This is a genomic window from Pantoea sp. Lu_F5_004, from assembly GCF_051136245.1.
Taxonomy (GTDB): Bacteria; Pseudomonadota; Gammaproteobacteria; order Enterobacterales; family Enterobacteriaceae; genus Pantoea; species Pantoea agglomerans.
Window position 1 is genome coordinate 493,634 of record NZ_CP194946.1, and the last position, 25,018, is coordinate 518,651.

Annotated in this window: 23 protein-coding genes, 2 tRNA genes, 4 rRNA genes and 1 pseudogene; 17 read left to right on the forward strand and 13 right to left on the reverse strand. The window is 52.7% G+C overall.

Annotated elements, in window-relative coordinates:
- The first annotated feature begins 9 nt into the window (after positions 1-9).
- The 5 genes from ACR8BN_RS02375 (at position 10) to ACR8BN_RS02395 (ending at position 2,605) form a co-directional block, all read left to right on the forward strand.
- Positions 10-999, forward strand: coding sequence for a DNA-directed RNA polymerase subunit alpha (locus ACR8BN_RS02375; RefSeq protein ID WP_003850179.1), 990 nt, complete (start codon positions 10-12; stop codon positions 997-999).
- A 40-nt stretch (positions 1,000-1,039) separates the two neighbouring features.
- Complete coding sequence (gene rplQ, locus ACR8BN_RS02380) at positions 1,040-1,426, forward strand: 50S ribosomal protein L17 (RefSeq protein WP_003850180.1); 387 nt, start codon at positions 1,040-1,042, stop codon at positions 1,424-1,426.
- Positions 1,427-1,523: 97 nt separating this feature from the next.
- Positions 1,524-1,895, forward strand: a complete 372-nt coding sequence (locus ACR8BN_RS02385; RefSeq protein WP_052272166.1) for a DUF1992 domain-containing protein — start codon at positions 1,524-1,526, stop codon at positions 1,893-1,895.
- Positions 1,896-2,312 carry a Zn(2+)-responsive transcriptional regulator gene (zntR, locus tag ACR8BN_RS02390; RefSeq protein WP_010252765.1) on the forward strand — a complete coding sequence of 139 codons (417 nt, stop codon included), beginning with the start codon at positions 1,896-1,898 and terminating at the stop codon, positions 2,310-2,312.
- A gap of 59 nt (positions 2,313-2,371) precedes the next feature.
- Positions 2,372-2,605: an alternative ribosome-rescue factor A gene (locus ACR8BN_RS02395; RefSeq protein WP_434747296.1), complete on the forward strand. Its 234-nt coding sequence runs from the start codon at positions 2,372-2,374 to the stop codon at positions 2,603-2,605.
- On the opposite strand, the gene mscL is transcribed toward ACR8BN_RS02395, so the two are convergent.
- The 5 genes from mscL to def form a co-directional block, all read right to left on the reverse strand.
- Entirely contained in the window at positions 2,606-3,016 is a 411-nt protein-coding gene (mscL, locus tag ACR8BN_RS02400; RefSeq protein ID WP_022625142.1) for a large-conductance mechanosensitive channel protein MscL, read from the reverse strand. It abuts the gene before it with no gap.
- A gap of 124 nt (positions 3,017-3,140) precedes the next feature.
- A complete protein-coding gene (trkA, locus tag ACR8BN_RS02405; RefSeq protein ID WP_069025443.1) occupies positions 3,141-4,517 on the reverse strand; it encodes a Trk system potassium transporter TrkA in 1,377 nt (458 codons plus the stop codon).
- Positions 4,518-4,535: 18 nt separating this feature from the next.
- A complete protein-coding gene (gene rsmB / locus ACR8BN_RS02410) occupies positions 4,536-5,837 on the reverse strand; it encodes a 16S rRNA (cytosine(967)-C(5))-methyltransferase RsmB (protein ID WP_434747297.1) in 1,302 nt (433 codons plus the stop codon).
- A 49-nt stretch (positions 5,838-5,886) separates the two neighbouring features.
- Complete coding sequence (gene fmt, locus ACR8BN_RS02415) at positions 5,887-6,831, reverse strand: methionyl-tRNA formyltransferase (RefSeq protein WP_039392213.1); 945 nt, start codon at positions 6,829-6,831, stop codon at positions 5,887-5,889.
- A 20-nt stretch (positions 6,832-6,851) separates the two neighbouring features.
- Positions 6,852-7,364, reverse strand: coding sequence for a peptide deformylase (gene def, locus ACR8BN_RS02420; protein ID WP_064703835.1), 513 nt, complete (start codon positions 7,362-7,364; stop codon positions 6,852-6,854).
- Positions 7,365-7,479: 115 nt separating this feature from the next.
- Here def and dprA point away from each other — a divergent pair, with 115 nt between their 5' ends.
- The 6 genes and pseudogenes from dprA to ACR8BN_RS02450 all read left to right on the forward strand — a co-directional run bounded on the left by dprA (position 7,480) and on the right by ACR8BN_RS02450 (position 11,273).
- Positions 7,480-8,604, forward strand: coding sequence for a DNA-protecting protein DprA (gene dprA / locus ACR8BN_RS02425; protein ID WP_143790655.1), 1,125 nt, complete (start codon positions 7,480-7,482; stop codon positions 8,602-8,604).
- Positions 8,576-9,049: a DUF494 family protein Smg gene (smg, locus tag ACR8BN_RS02430; RefSeq protein WP_010252741.1), complete on the forward strand. Its 474-nt coding sequence runs from the start codon at positions 8,576-8,578 to the stop codon at positions 9,047-9,049. The genes dprA and smg overlap by 29 nt, the downstream gene beginning before the upstream one ends.
- A gap of 24 nt (positions 9,050-9,073) precedes the next feature.
- Complete coding sequence (locus tag ACR8BN_RS02435; RefSeq protein ID WP_031593735.1) at positions 9,074-9,622, forward strand: DNA topoisomerase family protein; 549 nt, start codon at positions 9,074-9,076, stop codon at positions 9,620-9,622.
- Between the two features lie 3 nt (positions 9,623-9,625).
- Positions 9,626-10,198 carry an L-threonylcarbamoyladenylate synthase type 1 TsaC gene (gene tsaC, locus ACR8BN_RS02440; RefSeq protein WP_039392207.1) on the forward strand — a complete coding sequence of 191 codons (573 nt, stop codon included), beginning with the start codon at positions 9,626-9,628 and terminating at the stop codon, positions 10,196-10,198.
- A gap of 3 nt (positions 10,199-10,201) precedes the next feature.
- Positions 10,202-11,020 (forward strand): shikimate dehydrogenase, encoded by an 819-nt coding sequence (gene aroE / locus ACR8BN_RS02445; protein WP_039392205.1) that lies wholly within the window; start codon positions 10,202-10,204, stop codon positions 11,018-11,020.
- Positions 11,017-11,273 (forward strand): annotated as a pseudogene (locus tag ACR8BN_RS02450) (DUF1488 domain-containing protein). The gene aroE and the pseudogene ACR8BN_RS02450 overlap by 4 nt, the downstream one beginning before the upstream one ends.
- On the opposite strand, the gene ACR8BN_RS02455 reads toward ACR8BN_RS02450, so the two are convergent.
- Positions 11,240-11,794 (reverse strand): gamma carbonic anhydrase family protein, encoded by a 555-nt coding sequence (locus ACR8BN_RS02455; protein ID WP_039392201.1) that lies wholly within the window; start codon positions 11,792-11,794, stop codon positions 11,240-11,242. The pseudogene ACR8BN_RS02450 and the gene ACR8BN_RS02455 overlap by 34 nt on opposite strands.
- A gap of 489 nt (positions 11,795-12,283) precedes the next feature.
- On the opposite strand from ACR8BN_RS02455, the gene ACR8BN_RS02460 reads away from it, so the two are divergent.
- From ACR8BN_RS02460 to rrf (ACR8BN_RS02485), 6 genes are all read left to right on the forward strand, one after another.
- Positions 12,284-13,825: ribosomal RNA gene (locus ACR8BN_RS02460) — 16S ribosomal RNA — on the forward strand.
- An 89-nt stretch (positions 13,826-13,914) separates the two neighbouring features.
- Positions 13,915-13,989, forward strand: a tRNA-Glu gene (locus tag ACR8BN_RS02465).
- Positions 13,990-14,219: 230 nt separating this feature from the next.
- Positions 14,220-17,127: ribosomal RNA gene (locus ACR8BN_RS02470) — 23S ribosomal RNA — on the forward strand.
- Between the two features lie 91 nt (positions 17,128-17,218).
- Positions 17,219-17,334, forward strand: a 5S ribosomal RNA gene (rrf, locus tag ACR8BN_RS02475).
- A 14-nt stretch (positions 17,335-17,348) separates the two neighbouring features.
- A tRNA-Thr gene (locus ACR8BN_RS02480) sits at positions 17,349-17,424 on the forward strand.
- A 34-nt stretch (positions 17,425-17,458) separates the two neighbouring features.
- Positions 17,459-17,574 (forward strand): 5S ribosomal RNA (gene rrf / locus ACR8BN_RS02485).
- Together the 16S, 23S and 5S rRNA genes with 2 tRNA genes alongside form the textbook arrangement of a ribosomal RNA operon.
- A 193-nt stretch (positions 17,575-17,767) precedes the next feature.
- Here rrf (ACR8BN_RS02485) and ACR8BN_RS02490 read toward each other — a convergent pair.
- The 7 genes from ACR8BN_RS02490 to prmA form a co-directional block, all read right to left on the reverse strand.
- Positions 17,768-18,529 carry an amino acid ABC transporter ATP-binding protein gene (locus tag ACR8BN_RS02490; RefSeq protein WP_010699823.1) on the reverse strand — a complete coding sequence of 254 codons (762 nt, stop codon included), beginning with the start codon at positions 18,527-18,529 and terminating at the stop codon, positions 17,768-17,770.
- An 8-nt stretch (positions 18,530-18,537) separates the two neighbouring features.
- Positions 18,538-19,638, reverse strand: coding sequence for an amino acid ABC transporter permease (locus ACR8BN_RS02495; RefSeq protein WP_039390536.1), 1,101 nt, complete (start codon positions 19,636-19,638; stop codon positions 18,538-18,540).
- Between the two features lie 15 nt (positions 19,639-19,653).
- Positions 19,654-20,832: an amino acid ABC transporter permease gene (locus tag ACR8BN_RS02500; protein ID WP_031592703.1), complete on the reverse strand. Its 1,179-nt coding sequence runs from the start codon at positions 20,830-20,832 to the stop codon at positions 19,654-19,656.
- Between the two features lie 68 nt (positions 20,833-20,900).
- Positions 20,901-21,926: an amino acid ABC transporter substrate-binding protein gene (locus tag ACR8BN_RS02505; protein WP_010255984.1), complete on the reverse strand. Its 1,026-nt coding sequence runs from the start codon at positions 21,924-21,926 to the stop codon at positions 20,901-20,903.
- 543 nt (positions 21,927-22,469) lie between these two features.
- Positions 22,470-22,766 (reverse strand): DNA-binding transcriptional regulator Fis, encoded by a 297-nt coding sequence (fis, locus tag ACR8BN_RS02510; protein ID WP_003855228.1) that lies wholly within the window; start codon positions 22,764-22,766, stop codon positions 22,470-22,472.
- Positions 22,767-22,789: 23 nt separating this feature from the next.
- A complete protein-coding gene (gene dusB, locus ACR8BN_RS02515) occupies positions 22,790-23,755 on the reverse strand; it encodes a tRNA dihydrouridine synthase DusB (protein WP_031592707.1) in 966 nt (321 codons plus the stop codon).
- Positions 23,756-24,122: 367 nt separating this feature from the next.
- Entirely contained in the window at positions 24,123-25,004 is an 882-nt protein-coding gene (gene prmA / locus ACR8BN_RS02520; RefSeq protein WP_064704068.1) for a 50S ribosomal protein L11 methyltransferase, read from the reverse strand.
- Positions 25,005-25,018: the final 14 nt, after the last annotated feature.

Here is a 25,018-nt window from a genome sequence, read left to right on the forward strand (position 1 = left end):
GAGGACACAATGCAGGGTTCTGTGACAGAGTTTCTAAAACCGCGCCTGGTAGATATCGAGCAAGTGAGTTCGACGCACGCCAAGGTGACCCTTGAGCCTTTAGAGCGTGGCTTTGGCCATACTCTTGGTAACGCACTGCGCCGTATTCTGCTTTCATCCATGCCGGGTTGCGCGGTGACCGAGGTTGAAATTGATGGTGTACTTCATGAGTACAGCACCAAAGAGGGAGTACAGGAAGATATCCTGGAAATCCTGCTCAACCTGAAAGGGCTGGCGGTAAGAGTTCAGGGGAAAGATGAAGTTATTCTGACCTTGAATAAATCTGGCATTGGCCCTGTGACTGCAGCCGACATTACCCATGATGGTGATGTCGAAATCGTCAAGCCTCAGCATGTCATTTGCCATCTGACCGATGAGAACGCTGCTATCAGCATGCGTATCAAAGTTCAGCGTGGTCGTGGCTATGTGCCGGCTTCTGCCCGAATTCATTCGGAAGAAGATGAGCGCCCAATCGGCCGCCTGTTAGTTGACGCTTGCTACAGCCCTGTAGACCGTATCGCCTACAATGTTGAAGCAGCGCGTGTAGAGCAGCGCACCGACCTGGACAAGCTGGTCATCGAAATGGAAACCAACGGCACAATCGATCCTGAAGAGGCGATTCGTCGTGCGGCAACCATTCTGGCAGAACAACTTGAAGCTTTCGTTGACTTACGTGATGTACGTCAGCCGGAAGTTAAAGAAGAGAAACCAGAATTCGATCCGATCCTGCTGCGCCCTGTTGACGATCTGGAATTGACTGTCCGCTCTGCTAACTGCCTTAAGGCAGAAGCTATCCACTACATCGGTGATCTGGTACAGCGTACCGAGGTTGAGCTGCTTAAAACGCCTAACCTTGGTAAAAAATCTCTTACCGAGATTAAAGATGTGCTGGCTTCGCGTGGTCTTTCTCTGGGCATGCGCCTCGAGAACTGGCCGCCAGCAAGCATTGCTGATGAATAATCAGATCACAGGTTAAGGTTTCACTGAGAAGGATAAGGTCATGCGCCATCGTAAGAGTGGTCGTCAACTGAACCGCAACAGCAGCCATCGTCAGGCTATGTTCCGCAACATGGCCGGTTCTCTGGTTCGTCATGAGATCATCAAAACGACTCTGCCGAAAGCCAAAGAACTGCGTCGCGTAGTTGAGCCGCTGATTACTCTTGCCAAGACCGACAGCGTAGCTAATCGTCGTCTGGCATTCGCCCGTACTCGTGATAACGAGATCGTGGCAAAACTGTTTAATGAGCTGGGCCCGCGTTTCGCGAGCCGTGCCGGTGGTTACACTCGTATTCTGAAGTGTGGCTTCCGTGCTGGTGACAACGCTCCGATGGCTTACATCGAGCTGGTTGATCGTCCAGAAGCTCAAGCAGAAGCAGCCGCAGAGTAATCTGTAGCAACGTAAAAAACCCGCTTCGGCGGGTTTTTTATTGCCTGAAATTTACTACCTTAGAACTTATTACCTTTCATGTTCAAAGGAGCCAACTATGTGGCTGGTTGATGAACTTGCTGAACAGCATATCAAGGCGGCGCTGGAAAAAGGCGAGCTGAGTAATCTTCCCGGCTCCGGTAAGCCGCTACAGCTGGATGATGACAGTCATGTTCCGCCTGAGTTAAGAGCGGGGTACCGGTTACTGAAAAATTCGGGCTTTCTGCCGCCAGAGCTTGAACTAAGACGGGAAGCCATGGAAGTTAACGATCTTATTCGCAACCTCGATCCTGCGGATCAAAATTATCAGGATCATTGCCATCGGCTTCAGGTGCTGGAGCTAAGATTACGCCAGGCGGGTATCAGTACCGATTTTCTCCATGGCAGTTATTCCACTGCTATTCAGCATCGTTTCCGCGAGGAGGAGTAAATGTTTCGCATCGGTCAGTTAGCTAAGCTTGCGGAGGTGACGCCAGACACTATCCGTTTTTATGAAAAGCAGCAGATGATGGATCATGATGGTCGTACGGAAGGCGGTTTTCGCCTTTACAGCGAGGGCGATCTTCAGCGTCTGAAATTTATTCGTTATGGTCGTAAACTGGGTTTCAGTCTGGAAGCGATCAGAGAGCTACTTTCGATCCGGGTTGATCCTGCGCATCACACCTGTCAGGAATCAAAAGCGATCGTTGAAAAACGGCTGAGTGAAGTTGCTCAGATGATCGCAGAGTTAGAAACGATGCAGCGTTCCCTGCGACACCTTTCCGATGCCTGTTGTGGTGACAGTCACAGTAGCATTTCGTGCTCAATTCTTGAGGCGCTGGAGCGGGGAGAAGCTTCGAGCAAATAAGCATATTGTTATTTTGCTGCAAAGGAATAGAGTATCAGACCATCTTAACAGGAGGCGTCATGAGTAAATATCAGCACACCAAAGGGCAAATCCGCGATAACGCGATTCAGGCTCTGTTACACGACCCGCTATTTCGGCAACGCATCGAGCAGAAGCAAAAGGGTAAAGGTAGTTTTAAGCGGAAAGAGAAACATGGCAAGGGGATTGGATGGGAGGGCAGTGATAAGAAAGCGTCTTATCACTGCCTTTCTGCTTTTACGGTTAAAAAAACCGCCTGTGCGGCGGCTTATTAACTAGACCCGGGTATTCTGCTGTTTCAGCAGATCGCGGATTTCAGTCAACAGAACTTCTTCGTTTGACGGTTTAGCCACTGGCTTCTCTACTTCTTTTTTCTTGTACAGACGATTCATTAACTTGATCGCCATAAAGATTGCGAAAGCGATGATGACGAAATCGAAGATGGTCTGAAGGAAGATACCGTACTGCATTACAACGGCTGGAGCATCACCAACTGCAGGCTTAAGTACCCAGGCGAATGATTTAAAATCGACACCACCAATCAGTAAGCCTAAAGGCGGCATAATGATGTTGGCGACTAACGATGAAACAATTTTACCGAATGCAGCACCGATGATGACGCCGACGGCTAAATCCATCACATTGCCGCGCATTGCGAAATCGCGAAACTCTTTGATTAAACTCATACTTATCTCCTTGCCCAAGCCAATGCCATAAAGTCTAACAAACCCTACTGGTTTTGCCATCAACACAGCGAATTAAGCGGCAGTTTTGCGTTCCTTGTGTTCTGTTCGCCTATAAACGCGGCATTTACAGGAAAAATGGACTCGGCTGGAAGAGACGTTCCACATCTGATACAAACTTCTTGTCGGTCAGGAACATGATGACATGATCACCTTGTTCAATTCGCAGGTTATCATTGGCAATCATCACATCGTCTCCACGAACCACTGCGCCAATAATGGTGCCTGGCGGTAGTTTGATATCATCAATGGAGCGGCCGACCACGCGTGAAGTTGATTCGTCTCCGTGCGCTATCGCTTCGATCGCTTCTGCAATACCGCGTCGTAGCGATGAAACGCCCACGATATCCGCTTTGCGCACATGACCCAGCAGGGCAGAAATCGTGGCCTGCTGAGGTGAAATAGCGATATCGATAACGCTGCCTTGTACCAGATCGACGTAGGCGCGGCGCTGAATCAGCACCATAACCTTCTTCGCCCCCATCTTTTTTGCCAGCATGGCTGACATAATATTGGCTTCATCATCGTTGGTGACGGCGATAAAGAGATCAACCTGCTCAACATGTTCTTCAGCGAGAAGCTCCTGATCTGACGCATCGCCATAAAAGACCACGGTGTCGTGAAGGTGCTCTGCCAGTTCTGCTGCGCGCTGGGGGTTACGTTCAATCAGCTTCACGCTGTAATTTTTTTCAAGTTTTTGTGCCAGACCGAAACCAATGTTACCGCCGCCTACCAGCATAATCCGTTTATAAGGTTTCTCCAGCCGCTGCATTTCACTCATTACCGCACGGATGTTCTGACTGGCTGCAATGAAAAAGACTTCATCACCCGCTTCTACGATGGTTGAACCCTGCGGGCGAATGGGGCGATCCTGACGAAATATAGCGGCTACGCGGGTATCAATGTGTGGCATATGCTCACGCATGATCGACAGCGGATTTCCTACCAGTGGCCCGCCATAATAAGCTTTCACCACGGCGAGGCTGACTTTGCCTTCAGCAAAGTTGACGACCTGCAATGCGCCAGGGTACTGGATTAAACGATAGATATTGTCGATCACCAGCTGTTCAGGCGAGATCAGGTGATCGATAGGCACCGCTTCAGGAATAAATAATTTGTCCGCATCACGCAGATAGTCGGCCGCGCGAATACGGGCGATACGATTCGGCGTATTGAAAAGCGAATAAGCAATCTGACAGGCAATCATGTTGGTTTCATCGGAGTTGGTTACGGCAACCAGCATGTCGGCATCTTCCGCACCCGCCTCACGTAAAATGCGTGGATGAGAACCATGACCCTGCACGACGCGAAGATCGAACTTATCCTGCAGGTGACGCAGGCGTGAAGAGTCGGTATCAACCACCGTAATATCGTTGTTTTCACCCACCAGATTTTCTGCCAGGGTTCCGCCAACCTGTCCTGCGCCCAGAATGATTATTTTCATCGATTATCAATACTCATCTCAGTTTGTACCCGATTTTTTTATCAGCTTAGCGTAGAAGAAACCATCTCCGCCTTCGGCTTCCGGGAATACCTGTAAGCCGTTCGTGGGCGCATCTCTGAGGGGCTCTGCCTGCGCATCGTGCTGACGCTGCAGGAAAGCATCTATCTGCTGATGATTCTCTTCAGGCAGGATGGAACAGGTGGCATAAATCAGTGTACCGCCAGGTTTCAGGTGCGGCCAGATAGCATCAAGAATTTCCCCCTGAAGCTTTGTCAGCTCGGCGATATCCCGATCGCGACGCAGCCACTTAATATCGGGATGGCGGCGGATAACACCGGTAGCAGAGCAGGGCGCATCCAGCAGAATACGGTCAAACTGACGATCGCCGCACCACTGTTGCGGCGTTCGTCCATCACCCTGTTTCACGTCTGCTTTCATATCCAGTCGTTGCAGATTCTCATTTACGCGTTTAAGACGCTGCGCATCCACGTCGACGGCCATGACTTCGGCCTGAGGCGCGATTTCAAGGATATGGGTCGTTTTACCGCCGGGCGCAGCGCATAAATCCAGAATCTGTTCGCCGTTTTGGGGCTCAAGCAGCAAGGCACAGCGCTGGGCAGATAAATCCTGCACGGTGACCCAACCCTGATCAAAGCCTGGTAGCTGGCTGACCGGGGCAGGAGCGTCAAGCCGCAGTGCATCTGGCACATCGACAGCAGGCTGTGCATTCCTGCCGCTTTCGGTCAGCATTGCCAGCCACGTATCCCGATCGTGGTGCTGGCGATTAACCCGCAGCCACATCGGCGGACGCAGATTATTTGCTTCGACAATCTGTTGCCATTGTTCCGGCCAGGCATGCTGCAACCGCTTTAGCAGCCATCCCGGGTGCAGATAGCGTTGCGGGCCATCCTGAACAGTGGCGAGCAGCTCTTCCCGCTGACGCTGAAACTGGCGTAATACGCCATTTATTAAGCCTTTCATACTGGTGCGCTTCAGTACTTCGGCGCCCGCGACGGTTTCTGCCAGTGCGGCATGGGCAGGCACTCGGGTATATTCCAGCTGATAAAGCCCGACCATGATCAGATAGTGCAGAACCCGCTGTTTGCCGGTAAGTGGACGCTCCATCAGTTTGCCAATGAGCGCTTCCAGTTGCGGTAATGTGCGTAATACGCCAAAACAGATCTCCTGCACTAACGCGCTATCTTTGTCAGAGAGCTTTTTCTGTGCGGCTGGCAGTGCCGTATTCAGGGATTCGCCCTTGTCGACCACACGCTCAATAAGTTGAGCCGAGAGGCTACGCAGGTTGATAGATTTAGTCATAGGGTTTTGTCATCAAACAAAAGGCCCGGTGAGGGACCGGGCCTGAGAGTCAGTCCAGAAGGGTTCCAGGTTCAAACCATTCCCGGCGCGAGTTGAGAAGATCCTGAGCCGACATCGGTTTTTTACCGGCGGGCTGCAACTGCAGCAGGTTCAGTACACCCTGAGCCGTCGCCACCTGGATGCCATGCTTGTCAGCATGGATAATTTCACCAGGCGCACGATCGCTGTGGGGCAGAACACTTGCCTGCCAGACTTTAACCGGCTGATCTTCAATGGTGAAAAAGCTCATCGGCCACGGGTTAAAGGCGCGAATACAACGCTCAAGCTGTTCTGCAGAGAGTGTCCAGTCAAGACGTGCTTCCTCTTTACTGAGTTTCTCAGCATAGTTGGCCAGCGTTTCATCCTGTTTTTCAGGTGAAGCCTGCTGAGTAGTCAGTAAGGTCAGCGTATCCAGCAGCCCCTGTGGCCCAAGCTGTGCCAGCTTGTCATACAGCGTGGCACTGGTATCCTGGGCCGTAATCGGACAAGCCAGCTTATGCAGCATATCGCCGGTATCCAGTCCCACGTCCATCTGCATGATGGTCACGCCGGTTTCGCTGTCGCCAGCCCAGAGTGCACGTTGAATAGGCGCGGCTCCGCGCCAGCGTGGCAGCAGTGAGCCATGGACATTGATGCATCCCAGACGTGGCATATCAAGCACCGCCTTGGGCAGAATTAATCCGTAGGCCACAACCACCATCACATCGGCCTTGAGGTCAGCAATCAGTTGCTGATTTTCTTCAGGTCGCAGTGACTTAGGCTGATAAACCGGAATGTCATGTGCCATCGCCAGCGTTTTGACCGGGCCTGGCGTTAATTTGTTACCGCGACCAGCAGGACGGTCGGGTTGGGTGAATACGCCGATAACCTGATGTTCAGAAGCAAGCAGCGCGTCAAGATGACGCGCTGCAAAGTCAGGTGTGCCGGCAAAGATGATTTTTAGCGGGGCAGACACGTTTATCCCTTAGTAAGATCTCAGGAAGCCTGCGCGTTCTGACGCGCCAGTTTCTCTAATTTATTTTTGATCCGTTGCCGTTTTAAAGGCGACAGATAATCGATAAACAGTTTGCCTTCCAGATGATCGATCTCATGCTGGATACAGATGGCCAGTAACTCGCTGGCTTCCAGCTCGAAACTTTTACCCTCACGATCGAGTGCACGGACCTTTACCCGCTCGGCACGCGGAACAAATGCGCGCTGGTCCGGAATAGAGAGGCAGCCCTCTTCAATGCCGGTTTCACCACTTTTTTCCAGCAGCTCAGGGTTAATCAGCACTAAACGCTCTTCACGACTTTCAGAGACGTCAATCACGATAATGCGCTGATGAATATCGACCTGCGTAGCCGCAAGACCGATACCTTCTTCGGCATACATCGTCTCGAACATATCATCAACGATACGCTGAATGTCTGCGTTAACTTCTTTAACGGGCGCGGCGACTTTGCGAAGACGCTCGTCAGGGAAATGTAATACCTGCAAAACTGACATAAATATCCAGATCTGTATTCGGTTAAGAAAAGATTACTACCTTATATTGTAGACTTTTCGAGGCCTGATTGACAGCATTCTGCGGCAGGAAGCAAGGGCGATCAGGGAGCTGAAGATGGACAAAATAGCGCAGTCTGTACGGCTGGCCGCCGTCACTGGCATGACAGGAAAACGCTGGGTTGATGTGGCGCAGCAAATAGGTGCCGGACAGGCAGACAGGGAGCAGCTTATCCGGCTTGGCTTAGATGAGAGCCAGTGCCAGCAATATTATGATTTTAATGAAAAAAACCTTACAGAAGTCTATTCCTGGCTGGCTCAGAGTCCGGCTCATCATCTGGTGACTGCTCTGGACGCGGCCTATCCTGCCCGTCTTAAAGAAACAAACCGCTTTCCACCGCTGCTCTATATTGATGGCGATCCTGCGCTTATCAGCACACCACAGTTAGCGGTGGTGGGCAGCCGGAACTGTTCACACTATGGCCGTTACTGGTGCGACTGGTTTACCCAGCACTTAAGCCTCAGCGGTCTGACCATTACCAGCGGACTGGCAAGGGGTATTGATGGTGTTGCGCATCAGGCAGCACTCAACGTGGGCGGTAAAACGGTGGCCGTGTTAGGTAGTGGTTTGCAGCGGCTCTATCCCAGCAATCATGCCCATCTTGCCGCAGAGATCGTTGAACAGGGTGGGGCGGTGGTTTCTGAGTTTCCGCTGACGACCCTGCCGCATCCGCTTAATTTTCCGCGCCGTAATCGTATTATCAGCGGCCTGAGTCATGGGGTGCTGGTGGTAGAAGCCTCGCTGAAGAGTGGTTCCCTGGTAACGGCGCGGTATGGGCTGGAGCAAAATCGTAATGTCTATGCTTTACCTGGCGCGCTCGGTAACCCGTTAAGCGAAGGTGTAAACTGGCTGATTCAGCAGGGGGCGCTGCTGGTGGCCCATCCCAATAACATCGTGGAAGATCTGGCAAGTGCACTTAACTGGCTGCCAGAGACACAGGCCGATGAAATTTATTCTGAGGTGAGTGACGATGCTCCATTGCCATTTGCTGATGTGTTGGCTAACGTAGGTGATGATGTTACACCTGTTGACGTTGTCGCTGAACGTGCCGGCCAATCTGTGCCAGTTATCTCAGCTCAGTTGCTGGAACTGGAGTTAGCAGGATGGATCGCAGCTGTACCCGGCGGCTATGTCCGATTGAGGAGGGCATGCCATGTTCGACGTACTGATGTATTTGTTTGAGACATATATCCACAACGAAGCAGAAATGGGTGTTGATCAGGACAGATTGACAGACGACCTGACGGATGCCGGGTTCCATCGTGAAGATATTTACAGTGCGCTGAACTGGTTAGAAAGATTGGCTGACTATCAGGAAGGACTGGTTGCGCCAATTTTACTGACAAATGATCCGCTCTCCATGCGTATTTATACCGACGAAGAGAGCAAACGTTTAGATGCTGACAGCCGTGGTTTCCTGCTATTCCTGGAGCAGATTCAGGTGCTGAACCTGGAAACGCGTGAAATGGTCATCGAACGCATTATGGCGCTGGATACCTCTGAGTTTGACCTGGAGGATCTCAAATGGGTGGTACTGATGGTGTTGTTCAACATTCCCGGATGTGAAAATGCCTATCAGCAGATGGAAGAACTGCTATTCGACGCCAATGAAGGTATGCTGCATTAAATTTCCTTTCATGCATTGATCGCTATGAGTAAAGCTGCACTCTTCACCGTGCGTAAACAGGATCCCTGCCCCGCTTGCGGGGCAGAACTGGTTATCCGCTCCGGTAAACACGGTCCTTTTCTGGGCTGCGCGAACTACCCGGCATGCGACTACATTCGACCCCTAAAAGGTCAGGCCGATGGCCATGTGGTTAAAGTGCTGGAAGGCCACGCCTGTCCCGAATGTGGCGCGGATAAAGTGTTGCGGCAGGGACGATTTGGCATGTTCATTGGCTGTAGTCTCTATCCGGAATGCGGATACACCGAAACCATCGACAAACCGGATGAAACCTCGCTGGCCTGTCCACAGTGCCATGAAGGCCGGTTAGTTCAGCGGCGCTCACGTTACGGCAAAACGTTTCACTCCTGCGATCGCTATCCAGCCTGCCAGTTTGTCGTGAATCTGACACCCGTTGCCGGAATCTGTCCTTATTGCCAGTTTCCGCTGTTAGTTGAAAAAAAGACGGCACAAGGGATCAAACGCTTTTGCGCCAGTAAAAGTTGTGGCAAAGCCATTGCTGAAGAGAATGCATAGACCATGGAAAATCAACACCTCGCCGATTCACTTGAAACCTGCTTAGAGCAGCTGAATCGACAGGCGGTCATCGCCTATCCCACTGAAGCCGTATTTGGTCTGGGCTGTGACCCTGACAGTGAATCTGCCGTCATGGCTTTACTGGCGCTGAAACAGCGTCCGCTAGAAAAGGGGCTTATCCTGATTGCGGCTGATTACACCCAGCTGGAACCTTACATCTCCGCTCGGGAACTGTCTGTGATCCAGCGTGAGCGGATGTTTGCATGCTGGCCCGGCCCGGTGACCTTTGTCGTACCCGTTCCGCCACAAACGCCTCGCTGGCTTACCGGACAGTTTGATTCACTGGCCATTCGCGTCAGTGACCATCCTGATGTGCAGGCTCTTTGCCGCGCATTTGGTAAACCGCTGGTCTCAACCAGCGCAAATCTGTCAGGCCTGCCTCCCTGCCGCACGGCTGAAGAAGTGAAGCAGCAGTTTGGTGAGCAGTTCCCGGTTCTGTCGGGAAAAACAGGTGGGCGGCTCAATCCCTCTGAAATCCGCGATGTCATCAGCGGCGAACTTATACGTCAGGGCTAAATCATGGATCAATTCGCCGTTTTCGGTAATCCGATCAACCACAGTAAATCTCCGCTGATCCATCAGGCTTTCGCTGAACAGACGGGCGTTGAACATCGCTATGGTCGGATTTGTGCCCCGATTGATGGTTTTCCTCATGCGCTCTCTGCCTTTTTCGAACAGGGAGGCCGTGGCGCCAATGTGACGTTACCTTTTAAACAGCAGGCATGGGAATTTGCCGATCAGCTCAGCGAACGTGCAGCGCTGTCCGGCGCGGTAAACACGGTGAAAAAGCTCAGAGATGGGCAGATCCTGGGTGACAACACGGATGGTATCGGGCTGTTAAGCGATCTTGAACGGCTGAAGATGATCAACGCTGGCGACAAGGTATTGCTGGTGGGGGCGGGCGGTGCCGCACGTGGGGTCATTCTGCCGCTTCTCTCAGCAGACGTGACACTCACTGTTGTTAACCGTACCGCCGCGCGGGCGGAAGAGCTGGCTAGCCTGTTTGCAGAGAGCGGCACTATCCGCGCATGTGGTTTTGAGCAACTGGCAGATCAGCACTTTGATCTGATCATTAATGCGACCTCAAGCGGTGTGAATGGCGAAATTCCTCCTTTACCTGAAGCAGTCATCCATGCTGATGTGCGCTGTTATGACATGTTTTATCAAAGCGGGCTGACGCCTTTCCTGCGCTGGTGTCAGGCGCAGGGCACGGTTCATCTGGCAGATGGTTTGGGCATGCTGGTGGGGCAGGCTGCTCATGCCTTTTATCTGTGGCACGGTGTGATGCCGGAAATCGCGCCGGTGATTACTCAGCTTAAACAGGCCATGCAGCCATGAATCAGGCGATACAGTTTCCTGATGATGAAACCTATGATGCTGAACTGAACGCGGTCTTTTCCCGGTGCTGGTCAACGGCATGCGGCTGACCTGTGCAATCAGCGGGAAGTCGCTGGCTTCACGTTTTGGTGAAGGAGAGGCGATGGCGCTGTTTCAGCACCATCGCTGGGATCTGGAAGATGAGGCCGAAGCGGCTATCCGTCAGGATAATATTGATACTCAGGGCTGGATCTGGTTATCTCCCGCCAGGTAATCATCTTTCCAGGCGACATAATTATTAGCGGAATAGCGTAAACCTTCCTTCTCATTGTCATTCAGCGGCCTGATCTGCCTGACCGGACTACCCAGATAGAGATAGCCGCTCTCCAGTCTTTTACCTGGCGGCACCAGACTTCCGGCACCAATCATCACCTCTTCTTCTACTATTACGCCATCAAGCAGAATCGATCCCATTCCGACCAGCACGCGATCGCCAATGGTACAGCCGTGCAACATCGCTTTATGCCCGACCGTGACATCCTCGCCAATAATAAGAGGGAAGCCTTGCGGGTTAGACGCTGATTTATGCGTAACGTGCAGAACACTGCCGTCCTGTACATTAGTACGGGCACCAATGCGAACCTGATTCACATCACCCCTGATCGCAACCAGCGGCCAGATGCTCACGTCATCCTCCATTATGACATTACCGACCACAACACTGCTTGGATCGACCATAACGCGCTGGCCAGTTTGCGGGAAAAGGTCTTTATATGGACGTAGGGCAGAAGTCATCATGTTCTCCTTTGTTCTGTTTTCAATGCAGCCTGATGCGATTTCAGGCAGCTGACAAGCCAATTCTGGCCTGGATCGCTGGCGATCTCATCAATCTGGATCATTTATAACCGTTCAGATAAAAGATCCAAAAAAAGGGTTGTGCTCTGAAACGGGATCCCTATAATGCGCCTCCATCGACACGGAACACCGGCAACGGGAAACGGGTTGAGAGGCACAGGAGACTGCGCCGCCGGAGAAAAACTTCTGAGAAAGAAGTTGACTCTGCAGGAGGAAAGCGTAATATACGCCACCTCGCGACAGGACGCTAACGCACTGTTCGCACTGCTCTTTAACAATTTATCAGACAATCTGTGTGGGCACTCGCAGGATTGATATCAGCGTCTCCGGACGTAAAAAATATCAAGCCTCACGAGTGAACACATAATGAAATTCATTATGACGTTTTACAGATGAGCACCGCTTAACTTGTTTAAGCAAATCAAACTTAAATTGAAGAGTTTGATCATGGCTCAGATTGAACGCTGGCGGCAGGCCTAACACATGCAAGTCGGACGGTAGCACAGAGGAGCTTGCTCCTTGGGTGACGAGTGGCGGACGGGTGAGTAATGTCTGGGGATCTGCCCGATAGAGGGGGATAACCACTGGAAACGGTGGCTAATACCGCATAACGTCGCAAGACCAAAGAGGGGGACCTTCGGGCCTCTCACTATCGGATGAACCCAGATGGGATTAGCTAGTAGGCGGGGTAATGGCCCACCTAGGCGACGATCCCTAGCTGGTCTGAGAGGATGACCAGCCACACTGGAACTGAGACACGGTCCAGACTCCTACGGGAGGCAGCAGTGGGGAATATTGCACAATGGGCGCAAGCCTGATGCAGCCATGCCGCGTGTATGAAGAAGGCCTTCGGGTTGTAAAGTACTTTCAGCGGGGAGGAAGGCGACGGGGTTAATAACCCTGTCGATTGACGTTACCCGCAGAAGAAGCACCGGCTAACTCCGTGCCAGCAGCCGCGGTAATACGGAGGGTGCAAGCGTTAATCGGAATTACTGGGCGTAAAGCGCACGCAGGCGGTCTGTTAAGTCAGATGTGAAATCCCCGGGCTTAACCTGGGAACTGCATTTGAAACTGGCAGGCTTGAGTCTTGTAGAGGGGGGTAGAATTCCAGGTGTAGCGGTGAAATGCGTAGAGATCTGGAGGAATACCGGTGGCGAAGGCGGCCCCCTGGACAAAGACTGACGCTCAGGTGCGAAAGCGTGGGGAGCAAACAGGATTAGATACCCTGGTAGTCCACGCCGTAAACGATGTCGACTTGGAGGTTGTTCCCTTGAGGAGTGGCTTCCGGAGCTAACGCGTTAAGTCGACCGCCTGGGGAGTACGGCCGCAAGGTTAAAACTCAAATGAATTGACGGGGGCCCGCACAAGCGGTGGAGCATGTGGTTTAATTCGATGCAACGCGAAGAACCTTACCTACTCTTGACATCCACGGAATTTGGCAGAGATGCCTTAGTGCCTTCGGGAACCGTGAGACAGGTGCTGCATGGCTGTCGTCAGCTCGTGTTGTGAAATGTTGGGTTAAGTCCCGCAACGAGCGCAACCCTTATCCTTTGTTGCCAGCGATTCGGTCGGGAACTCAAAGGAGACTGCCGGTGATAAACCGGAGGAAGGTGGGGATGACGTCAAGTCATCATGGCCCTTACGAGTAGGGCTACACACGTGCTACAATGGCGCATACAAAGAGAAGCGACCTCGCGAGAGCAAGCGGACCTCACAAAGTGCGTCGTAGTCCGGATCGGAGTCTGCAACTCGACTCCGTGAAGTCGGAATCGCTAGTAATCGTGGATCAGAATGCCACGGTGAATACGTTCCCGGGCCTTGTACACACCGCCCGTCACACCATGGGAGTGGGTTGCAAAAGAAGTAGGTAGCTTAACCTTCGGGAGGGCGCTTACCACTTTGTGATTCATGACTGGGGTGAAGTCGTAACAAGGTAACCGTAGGGGAACCTGCGGTTGGATCACCTCCTTACCTGAAGATACCTTCCCGCGCAGTGTCCACACAGATTGTCTGATAAAAAAGTAATGAGCAGGACGGCTGCGAAGTCGTGACACATTTGTGTCCCCTTCGTCTAGCGGTTAGGACTCCGCCCTTTCACGGCGGCAACAGGGGTTCGAATCCCCTAGGGGACGCCACCTGCTTGGTGACAGGTGAAAGGTGTCTCCATACAGTATCTCAAAACCGATTTGGTTGCGTAAGCAGCCGGGCCGCGTTTGAGATATTTGCTCTTTAACAATCCGGAACAAGCTGAAAATTGAAACGACGCAGCGCGTCATTCCTCCGTAATAAGGAATGACTCAGCGATGCGTTCGAGTCTCTCAAATGCTTGCAATTCGCAGCGTTGTAAAACGCCTGTGGGTTGTGAGGTTAAGCGACTAAGCGTACACGGTGGATGCCCAGGCAGTCAGAGGCGATGAAGGACGTGCTAATCTGCGTAAAGCGACGGTAAGGTGATATGAACCGCTACAGCCGTCGATGTCCGAATGGGGAAACCCGGTGCACTCTGTGCATCATTGCAGCATGAATACATAGTGCTGCAAGGCGAACCGGGGGAACTGAAACATCTAAGTACCCCGAGGAAAAGAAATCAACCGAGATTCCCCCAGTAGCGGCGAGCGAACGGGGAGCAGCCCAGAGCCTGAATCAGCTTGTGTGTTAGTGGAAGCGTCTGGAAAGTCGCAGGGTACAGGGTGATACTCCCGTACACAAAAACACACATGCTGTGAGCTCGATGAGTAAGGCGGGACACGTGGTATCCTGTCTGAATATGGGGGGACCATCCTCCAAGGCTAAATACTCCTGACTGACCGATAGTGAACCAGTACCGTGAGGGAAAGGCGAAAAGAACCCCGGCGAGGGGAGTGAAACAGAACCTGAAACCGTGTACGTACAAGCAGTGGGAGCCCTCTTTATGGGGGTGACTGCGTACCTTTTGTATAATGGGTCAGCGACTTATATTCTGTAGCAAGGTTAACCGTATAGGGGAGCCGCAGGGAAACCGAGTCTTAACTGGGCGTTAAGTTGCAGGGTATAGACCCGAAACCCGGTGATCTAGCCATGGGCAGGTTGAAGGTTGGGTAACACTAACTGGAGGACCGAACCGACTAATGTTGAAAAATTAGCGGATGACCTGTGGCTGGGGGTGAAAGGCCAATCAAACCGGGAGATAGCTGGTTCTCCCCGAAAGCTATTTAGGTAGCGCCTCGTGAACTCATCTTCGGGGGTAGAGCACTGTTTCGGCTAGGGGGCCATCCCGGCTTACCAACCCGATGCAAACTGCGAATACCGAAGAATGTTATCACGGGAGACACACGGCGGGTGCTAACGTCCGTCGTGAAGAGGGAAACAACCCAGACCGCCAGCTAAGGTCCCAAAGTCATGGTTAAGTGGGAAACGATGTGGGAAGGCACAGACAGCCAGGATGTTGGCTTAGAAGCAGCCACCATTTAAAGAAAGCGTAATAGCTCACTGGTCGAGTCGGCCTGCGCGGAAGATGTAACGGGGCTAAACCATGCACCGAAGCTGCGGCAGCGACACTATGTGTTGTTGGGTAGGGGAGCGTTCTGTAAGCCGTCGAAGGTGTGCTGTGAGGCATGCTGGAGGTATCAGAAGTGCGAATGCTGACATAAGTAACGATAAAGCGGGTGAAAAGCCCGCTCGCCGGAAGACCAAGGGTTCCTGTTCAACGTTAATCGGAGCAGGGTGAGTCGACCCCTAAGGCGAGGCCGAAAGGCGTAGTCGATGGGAAACAGGTTAATATTCCTGTACTCGGTGTTACTGCGAAGGGGGGACGGAGAAGGCTATATCAGCCGGGCGACGGTTGTCCCGGTTTAAGCGTGTAGGCGGAGCGTCCAGGTAAATCCGGACGCTTGTTAACGCTGAGGCGTGACGACGAGGCACTACGGTGCTGAAGTGATAAATGCCCAGCTTCCAGGAAAAGCCTCTAAGCATCAGGTAACACAGAATCGTACCCCAAACCGACACAGGTGGTCAGGTAGAGAATACCAAGGCGCTTGAGAGAACTCGGGTGAAGGAACTAGGCAAAATGGTGCCGTAACTTCGGGAGAAGGCACGCTGGCGCGTAGGTGGAGGGACTTGCTCCCCGAGCCGAAGCCAGTCGAAGATACCAGCTGGCTGCAACTGTTTATTAAAAACACAGCACTGTGCAAACACGAAAGTGGACGTATACGGTGTGACGCCTGCCCGGTGCCGGAAGGTTAATTGATGGGGTTATCCGCAAGGAGAAGCTCTTGATCGAAGCCCCGGTAAACGGCGGCCGTAACTATAACGGTCCTAAGGTAGCGAAATTCCTTGTCGGGTAAGTTCCGACCTGCACGAATGGCGTAATGATGGCCAGGCTGTCTCCACCCGAGACTCAGTGAAATTGAACTCGCTGTGAAGATGCAGTGTACCCGCGGCAAGACGGAAAGACCCCGTGAACCTTTACTACAGCTTGACACTGAACATTGAGCCTTGATGTGTAGGATAGGTGGGAGGCTTTGAAGCGCGGACGCCAGTTCGCGTGGAGCCAACCTTGAAATACCACCCTTTAATGTTTGATGTTCTAACGTAGGCCCGTTACCCGGGCTGCGGACAGTGTCTGGTGGGTAGTTTGACTGGGGCGGTCTCCTCCTAAAGAGTAACGGAGGAGCACGAAGGTCAGCTAATCACGGTCGGACATCGTGAGGTTAGTGCAATGGCATAAGCTGGCTTGACTGCGAGAGTGACGGCTCGAGCAGGTGCGAAAGCAGGTCATAGTGATCCGGTGGTTCTGAATGGAAGGGCCATCGCTCAACGGATAAAAGGTACTCCGGGGATAACAGGCTGATACCGCCCAAGAGTTCATATCGACGGCGGTGTTTGGCACCTCGATGTCGGCTCATCACATCCTGGGGCTGAAGTAGGTCCCAAGGGTACGGCTGTTCGCCGTTTAAAGTGGTACGCGAGCTGGGTTTAGAACGTCGTGAGACAGTTCGGTCCCTATCTGCCGTGGGCGCTGGAGAATTGAGGGGGGTTGCTCCTAGTACGAGAGGACCGGAGTGAACGCACCACTGGTGTTCGGGTTGTCATGCCAATGGCATTGCCCGGTAGCTAAGTGCGGAAAAGATAAGTGCTGAAAGCATCTAAGCACGAAACTTGCCCCGAGATGAGTTCTCCCTGACTCCTTGAGAGTCCTGAAGGGACGTTGAAGACTACGACGTTGATAGGCCGGGTGTGTAAGCGCAGCGATGCGTTGAGCTAACCGGTACTAATGACCCGTGAGGCTTAACCTTACAACGCCAGAGGCGTTTTTGAGAGACACGATTTTCAGCCTGTACCGGATATATCTGCGCGGCCTTACGGGCGGCGCGGAGACAGAATTTGCCTGGCGGCTTTAGCGCGGTGGTCCCACCTGACCCCATGCCGAACTCAGAAGTGAAACGCCGTAGCGCCGATGGTAGTGTGGGGTCTCCCCATGCGAGAGTAGGGAACTGCCAGGCATCAAATTTAGTGTGCTGATATGGCTCAGTTGGTAGAGCGCACCCTTGGTAAGGGTGAGGTCCCCAGTTCGACTCTGGGTATCAGCACCAGTTAAGACACGAGTTCGGTAAATAAAAGAATTTGCCTGGCGGCTGTAGCGCGGTGGTCCCACCTGACCCCATGCCGAACTCAGAAGTGAAACGCCGTAGCGCCGATGGTAGTGTGGGGTCTCCCCATGCGAGAGTAGGGAACTGCCAGGCATCAAATAAGAGAGAGCCCTTTGCGTATGCGAAGGGCTTTTTTCGTTGTGGAAAACGGCGATAAAACTCCCTCTGCACGGCGTATCCGTCTGTTTATTCATAACAGTAACAGGTCAGTAAGCGTATTAAAGCGGCTGTTCAGGCCATAAAAAACCCGGCACCAGGCCGGGTAGTAAGATAACTAAACGTCTGATCAGTGAATAACCTGCGATAAGAACGCCCGCGTACGCTCCGATTTTGGATTCGCAAAGAACTCCTGTGGTGGCGCGACTTCGACGATCTCTCCCCGATCCATAAAGATCACCCGGTCAGCCACCGTTCTGGCAAAGCCCATCTCATGGGTGACGCACAGCATGGTCATCCCATCCTCCGCCAGACCAATCATCGTATCCAGCACCTCTTTAACCATCTCAGGATCCAGCGCTGACGTGGGTTCATCAAACAGCATAATTTTTGGCTTCATACAGAGTGAGCGGGCGATGGCGACACGCTGCTGCTGTCCGCCAGAGAGCTGGCCCGGAAACTTATGTGCATGCTCGGCAATACGCACGCGTTGCAGATAGTGCATGGCCAGCTCATCAGCTTCCTTCTTTGGAATCTTTCTTACCCAGGAAGGTGCCAGCGTGCAGTTTTGCAGTACGGTCAGATGCGGAAAGAGATTGAAGTGCTGGAAGACCATACCGACTTCGGTGCGCACGCGCTCGATGTTACGAACGTCATCATTAAGATGGATACCGTCAACAACAATGCGGCCCTGCTGATGCTCTTCCAGATGGTTGATACAGCGGATCGTCGTCGATTTGCCGGAGCCGGAAGGTCCGCACAGTACGATGCGTTCACGGGGTTTAACCTGCAGGTTGATGTCTTTCAGTACATGGAATTGCCCGTACCATTTATTCACGTTCTCAAGCGAGATCATTAACGCGTCGGAAGAGTGTGTCATAGAGTCAGTCATGTAAAACCTCAGTGCGATGTACGCCCGGTGTGAAAGCGCTTTTCCAGATACTGGCTGTAGCGCGACATGCTAAAACAGAAGATCCAATAGACCAGTGCAGCAAAGACATAACCTTCTGTCGACATCCCCAGCCAGGTCGGATCGACCGTTGCCTGCTGGACGCTGCTGAACAGATCGAAAAGACCAATGATGATGACCAGGCTGGTATCTTTAAACAGTGCGATGATGGTATTGACCAGGCCGGGAATAGTGAGCTTCAGCGCCTGGGGCAGAATAACCAGCATCTGCGTCTTCCAGTAGCCCAGCGCCAGAGATTCGGCTGCTTCGTACTGACCTTTAGGCAGTGCCTGCAGTCCACCGCGAACCACCTCTGCCACATAGGCGGACTGGAACAGAATGACGCCGACCAGCGCGCGCACCAGCTTGTCGATGTTAGTGCCTTCAGACATAAACAGCGGCAGCATCACGGATGACATAAACAGCACGGTAATCAGCGGCACGCCGCGCCAGAACTCAATAAAGATAATCGACAGCGTGCGCACGACCGGCATGCGTGAGCGACGGCCCAGTGCCAGCAAAATGCCCAGCGGCAGCGCACCGGCAATACCCACCGAGGCGATAATCAGCGTCAGCGTTAATCCGCCCCACTGACGTGTTTCGACGCGTTCCAGCCCCAGATATCCGCCATACAGCAGAAACCAGACAACCACCGGATAGATGACAGCCCAGGCAGCAATGTAGCGTCCACGATACGGCAGGCTCCTCAGGAACATCGGCACAATCGACAACAGGCCGATCACCAGCGCCAGGTTAATACGCCAGCGCAACTCATGCGGGTAAAGCCCATACATGAACTGGCCGAAACGAGCATGGATAAAGACCCAACAGGCACCCTCTTTGGTGCAATCGGCGCGCGTGGTGCCGATCCAGTTTGCCTGAAAGACCAGCCAGTTCAGCGCGGGCGGAATGACGTGCCAGATGACCCAGATGCAAAACAGCGTCAGTAGCGTATTAAACCAGCTGGAAAACAGGTTTTTACGAGCCCAAAACCAGGCGCGACTGACCAGAGTCGTCGGGACGGGGGGCGTTTCATGCGTAGTCACAGACATAGTTATCCCGTTCTCTTAACGCTCAACCAGCGCAATTTTGCGGTTGTAGAAGTTCATAAGCATTGATATCAGCAGGCTGATAATCAGGTAAACACCCATCGTGATAGCAATCGTCTCGATGGCCTGACCGGTCTGATTCAGTACCGATCCGGCGAACAGCGACACCATATCGGGATAACCGATAGCGGCGGCGAGTGAGGAGTTCTTCACGATGTTCAGATACTGGCTGGTCAGTGGCGGAATAATGACGCGCATGGCCTGAGGAATAATCACCTGGCGCAGCGTAACCGGATTAGGCAGCCCCAGCGACCGCGCCGCTTCATGCTGACCATAGGGGACCGACTGAATCCCGGAGCGGATCACTTCAGCGATAAACGACGACGTATAAATCGACAGTGCCAGCGTCAGGGCTGCCAGCTCCGGTATCATCACCGAGCCGCCACGGAAATTGAAACCGCGCAGTTGTGGCACATCCCAGTGCGTGGCTGGGCCAAACCCAAGGTGTGCAAGCAAAGGAAAGAGAATCAGCATCACAACGGCAGCGGGCCATGTGCGACGTAACTGACCGGTTTTCAACTGATGTTTACGGTTAAAGCGGTACAGGCCATAGCTCACAGCCGCGGCCAGAAGCAGTGCAATAACAAACGGCCAGCTGCCTGCTGCATAGGTCGGCCATGGAACGTAGAGTCCGCGATTACTGACATATGCCAGGTCAAAAGCATTCAGCGCCTGACGTGGCCCCGGCAGATTGCGCAAGACTGCAAAGTACCAGAAGAAGATTTGCAGCAGGGGTGGGATATTACGGAAGGTTTCGATATAGATATTCGAGAGTTTCCGCAGCAGCCAGTTGTCAGAAAGGCGGGCAAGACCGACCGCGAATCCGAGAATCGAAGCGAAAACAATACAGAGTGCAGAAACCAGCAGCGTGTTGGTTAATCCGACCAGAAACACGCGCGCGTAGGTATCTCCCTCAGTGTACTCAATCAGATGCTGAACGATGCCGAAACCGGCAGTGCGCTCAAGAAATCCAAACCCCGATGTTATGCCGCGATTGGCAAGGTTAATAATGGTGTTATGCACCAGATAACCCACCACACCAAGCACCGCGACGACGGCGATGAGCTGATAAATCCAGGCGCGAACCGTGGGATTACCAAATGAAAAATCCCTTTTCACGGTTGGGCGTTGTGACATGTTGAAACCTCAGTAACGAAAGCTGGGGTAGGGCACCGCAGAATAGGGTGCCCGATTAGTGAGGTCTGTTAACGTACCGGTGGTGCGTACTGAATACCGCCCTGGTTCCACAACGCATTCTGACCACGTGCAATCTTCAGTGCGCTGTCTTTACCGACGTTACGGTCAAAGCTTTCCTGATAGTTACCCACCTGCTTAACGATATTGTAAGCCCACTTGTTATCCAGCTTCAGATCCTTACCAAAATCACCTTCTGCGCCCAGGAAGTGTGCCATGTCTGGTGTGGTTGGCTTGGCTGTCATCTGGTCAACGTTCTTCGAGGAGATGCCCATCTCCTCCGCATTCAGCATGGCGTAGAGCGACCACTTCACGATGGTGAACCAGTCATCATCACCACGACGCACCAACGGCCCCAGCGGCTCTTTGGAGATCACTTCGGGCAGAACAATAAATTCGTCCGGTTTGCCCAGCTTAATGCGTAATGCGTAAAGCTGAGACTGGTCAGACGCCAGCGTATCGCAACGTCCGCTATCCAGCGCTTTAGCCGATTCATCAGAGCGGTCGAAGGTTACAGGCGTATATTGCATTTTATTGGCTTTAAAGAAGTCCGCTACGTTCAGCTCGGTATCGGTTCCCGCCTGGATACAGACGGTGGCGCCATCCAGCTCTTTCGCACTTTTCAGGCCGGCCTTCTGGTGAGTCAGGAAGCCGATACCGTCGTAATAGTTCACGCCCGCAAACAGGAAGCCCATGCCGCCATCGCGCGATGAGGTCCAGGTGGTATTACGTGAAAGCACATCCACCTCGCCGGACTGCAGGGCGGTAAAACGCTCTTTCGCGGTCAGCGGGGTATATTTCACTTTGGTCGCATCACCAAACACAGCGGCAGCCGTCGCACGACACACATCTACATCGATACCGGTAAACTTGCCGCCAGCATCTGCATAGGAGAAGCCCGGCAAGCCGTCACTGATACCACATTGAACAAACCCTTTTTTCTTTATCGCATCCAGTGTGGTGCCTGCGTGTGCTTGCTGAGCAACGGCAACCAGCGAGGCAGCAGCGATCAGCGTAGAGAGCATCATCTTTTTCATAAAGCATCCTGTGTGGCGGGATCATGTTGTTATGTTTGCGCACTTTAGTGTGCGTTTTTCCTGTCTGTGGCGGTCAGCCATCCACGACTCTGCAAAGCTGATGCCAGGTTTGCAGGTTCCTGAATTCGTATGAAAGAACGGTTAATAATCGGAAGCACTTAGAAAGTTCCGCTAATATGGCGCACCAAAAGGAAGCAATGCGAGTCGACCCGATCACATTTAGTGCAAATAGTTTCACTATGTGGGAGCAGTGTGAGCATTCACTCAGGCAAAAATGTATGAAGAGATTGCGTTGCTTTTTAATGCGCAGAAAGTCACATACCCAGCAGTGGCGGGGATGTGAAGCGAGGTGAGGGTCAGGCAGGCACTAAGTCAAATCACAGCGGGCAAAAGCGAGAGGGTGAAATATCACGCCAGCGATTGCAACTACAGTTACCATATTACCGGAAACTGTTTCACTATCATTACCGTGGCTTTGTGCGTCGACGCACAAATAAAAACGCCAGCCCGAAGGCTGGCGTGATTTACAGACAGAACTAAAAATCAGTTCATGCCGTATTTTTTCAATTTCTTACGCAGCGTACCGCGGTTGATACCCATCATCAGGGCAGCACGGGTCTGATTGCCACGGGTATACTGCATCACCATGTCCAACAGAGGCTGCTCGACTTCAGCCAAAACCAGCTCATACAGGTCGCTCACATCCTGACCATTCAGTTGAGCAAAATAGTTCTTCAGTGCCTGTTTAACCGAATCACGCAAAGGTTTTTGAGTTACCTGATCCTGTGAGTTAACGGTTGAAACGGTCAGTACGTCAGAATTTACGCGTTGTTCGAACATAGTTCTTTCAGCTCTTTATTTCGTTACGCAAGATTTTCGAAGTATGCCTCCAACGCCTCCAGCTGTTCGCTGGCATCCTCAATGGCGTTGAATGTGCGCCGAAACTGGTCATTCGGGGCGTGCTCCTGCAGGTACCAGGAGACGTGCTTTCGCGCTATACGGTATCCCTTGCCTGAACCGTAAAAGTCGTGCAGCTCACGTATATGCGAAACAAGCAAGCGCTTGACCTCTGCCATCGGCAGCGGGGCAAGCAACTCCCCAGTGTCCAGATAATGCTGGATTTCCCGGAAGATCCACGGTCTTCCCTGAGCAGCACGTCCTATCATCAGAGCATCGGCCCCTGTATAGTCGAGCACCGCTCTGGCTTTATGCGGGTCAGTTATGTCTCCATTCGCGATAATCGGAATGGAGACACTCTGCTTAACTGTCCGAATGCTGTCATATTCAGCTTCTCCGTTGAACAGGCAGGCACGAGTGCGGCCATGTATCGTCAGAGCCTGTATACCGCAGCGTTCAGCCAATTGGGCAATCGCGACACAGTTCCTGTTTTCAGGATCCCAGCCGGTACGAATTTTCAGCGTAACCGGCACATTCACTGCATTAACCACTGCGGAGAGAATTGACTCCACCACGGTGGGATATTGCAGCAAGGCTGAACCCGCCATTTTGCGGTTAACCTTCTTGGCAGGGCATCCCATATTAATGTCGATAACCTGTGCACCAGCCTCAACATTAATGCGTGCAGCTTGCGCCATTTCACTGGGATCGCAACCGGCAATTTGCACGGCGCGAATGCCTGGCTCATCGCTGTGAACCATACGTAATCGAGATTTGTCGCTTGCCCAGACTTCCGGGTTTGAAGACAACATCTCAGAAACTGCCATGCCTGCACCCATTTCGTGACACAGCGTCCTGAACGGCCTGTCGGTAATACCGGCCATCGGTGCTGCAATCAGTCGATTTCTCAGCTGGAGGTTTCCAATACGCATGAAGTCAGAATGGCCATACTGTGTCTGCAAGGCGGCGTATATTACGCATTTTTGCAGGAAGATGAAAGGCCAAACTTTGAACAATCAGCAAGAAAGATCAATGAAATCCGGGTCATGATCGATGTTATTATTTATTTCTATTTAATATCAATGGCTTAACGATTTATGCTGAAATTGTGAGCAAAAGTTTTTCCAGAAAAGTACGTCAATTCGCCAGATAAAAAACGTCACATGACGTGATTAACGATACAAGCATCCATTTCAAATCGGGAAAGCCCGCAACTTACGCTACGGGCTGGCTGAATGTTCTGTTAAGGCACTTTGTTCCGGGCAGAGCGATGTCAGAAGGGGCAGACAGGCGCTATATTCAGGATTTAATCCCGGTAATCCGGCACCACTCCTCTTTAACCGCAACCGGGTCGAGCGTGAACTCGCTGACATACGCTTCGCAGACGCTCTCTGCCTGGCTCTCTAACACGCCCGAGAGGCCCAGATGACCGCCAGACTTCGGCAGTACGCTGATCAGCGGTGCCAGTTCACGTAGCGGGCCAGCCAGGATATTGGCCACCACCACATCAGCCTGCAGATTGTCCGGTTGCTGGTGGGGCAGGTAGAGCGACAGGCGATCAGAGACGCCGTTGCGCTCAGCATTATCCCGGCTGGCCTGAATAGCCTGCGGATCGATATCAATCCCGATCGCCTGAGCCGCGCCCAGCTTCAGTGCGGCGATCGCCAGGATCCCCGAACCACAGCCGAAATCAATCACCGTTTTGCCCACCAGATCCAGCCCATCAAGCCAGGTAAGGCAGAGTGAGGTGGTCGGATGGGTGCCGGTCCCAAACGCCAGGCCGGGATCGAGCATCACGTTGACGGCATCGGGATCCGGCACATCACGCCAGCTCGGACAGATCCAGAGCCGCTCACCGAAGCGCATCGGATGAAAGTTTTCCATCCATTCGCGCTCCCAGTCTTTATCTTCGATCTGCTCGATCCGGTGACGAAAACCGGCGCCCAGCAACGGATGCTGCGCCAGTTCGGCGGTAATCGCGGCCATATCAGTTTCTGCATCGAACAGGCCGATAACATCGGTATCGCCCCACAGGCGTGTTTCACCTGGCAGCGGCTCATATACCGGCGTGTCATTGGTATCCTGAAAGGTCACTGAAACCGCACCGATGTCCATCAGCGCATCGCTCAGCGTTTCCGCGTGTTCACCTGAGCTGTTAATTTTGATTTGAATCCACGGCATAACGTCTCTCTTTC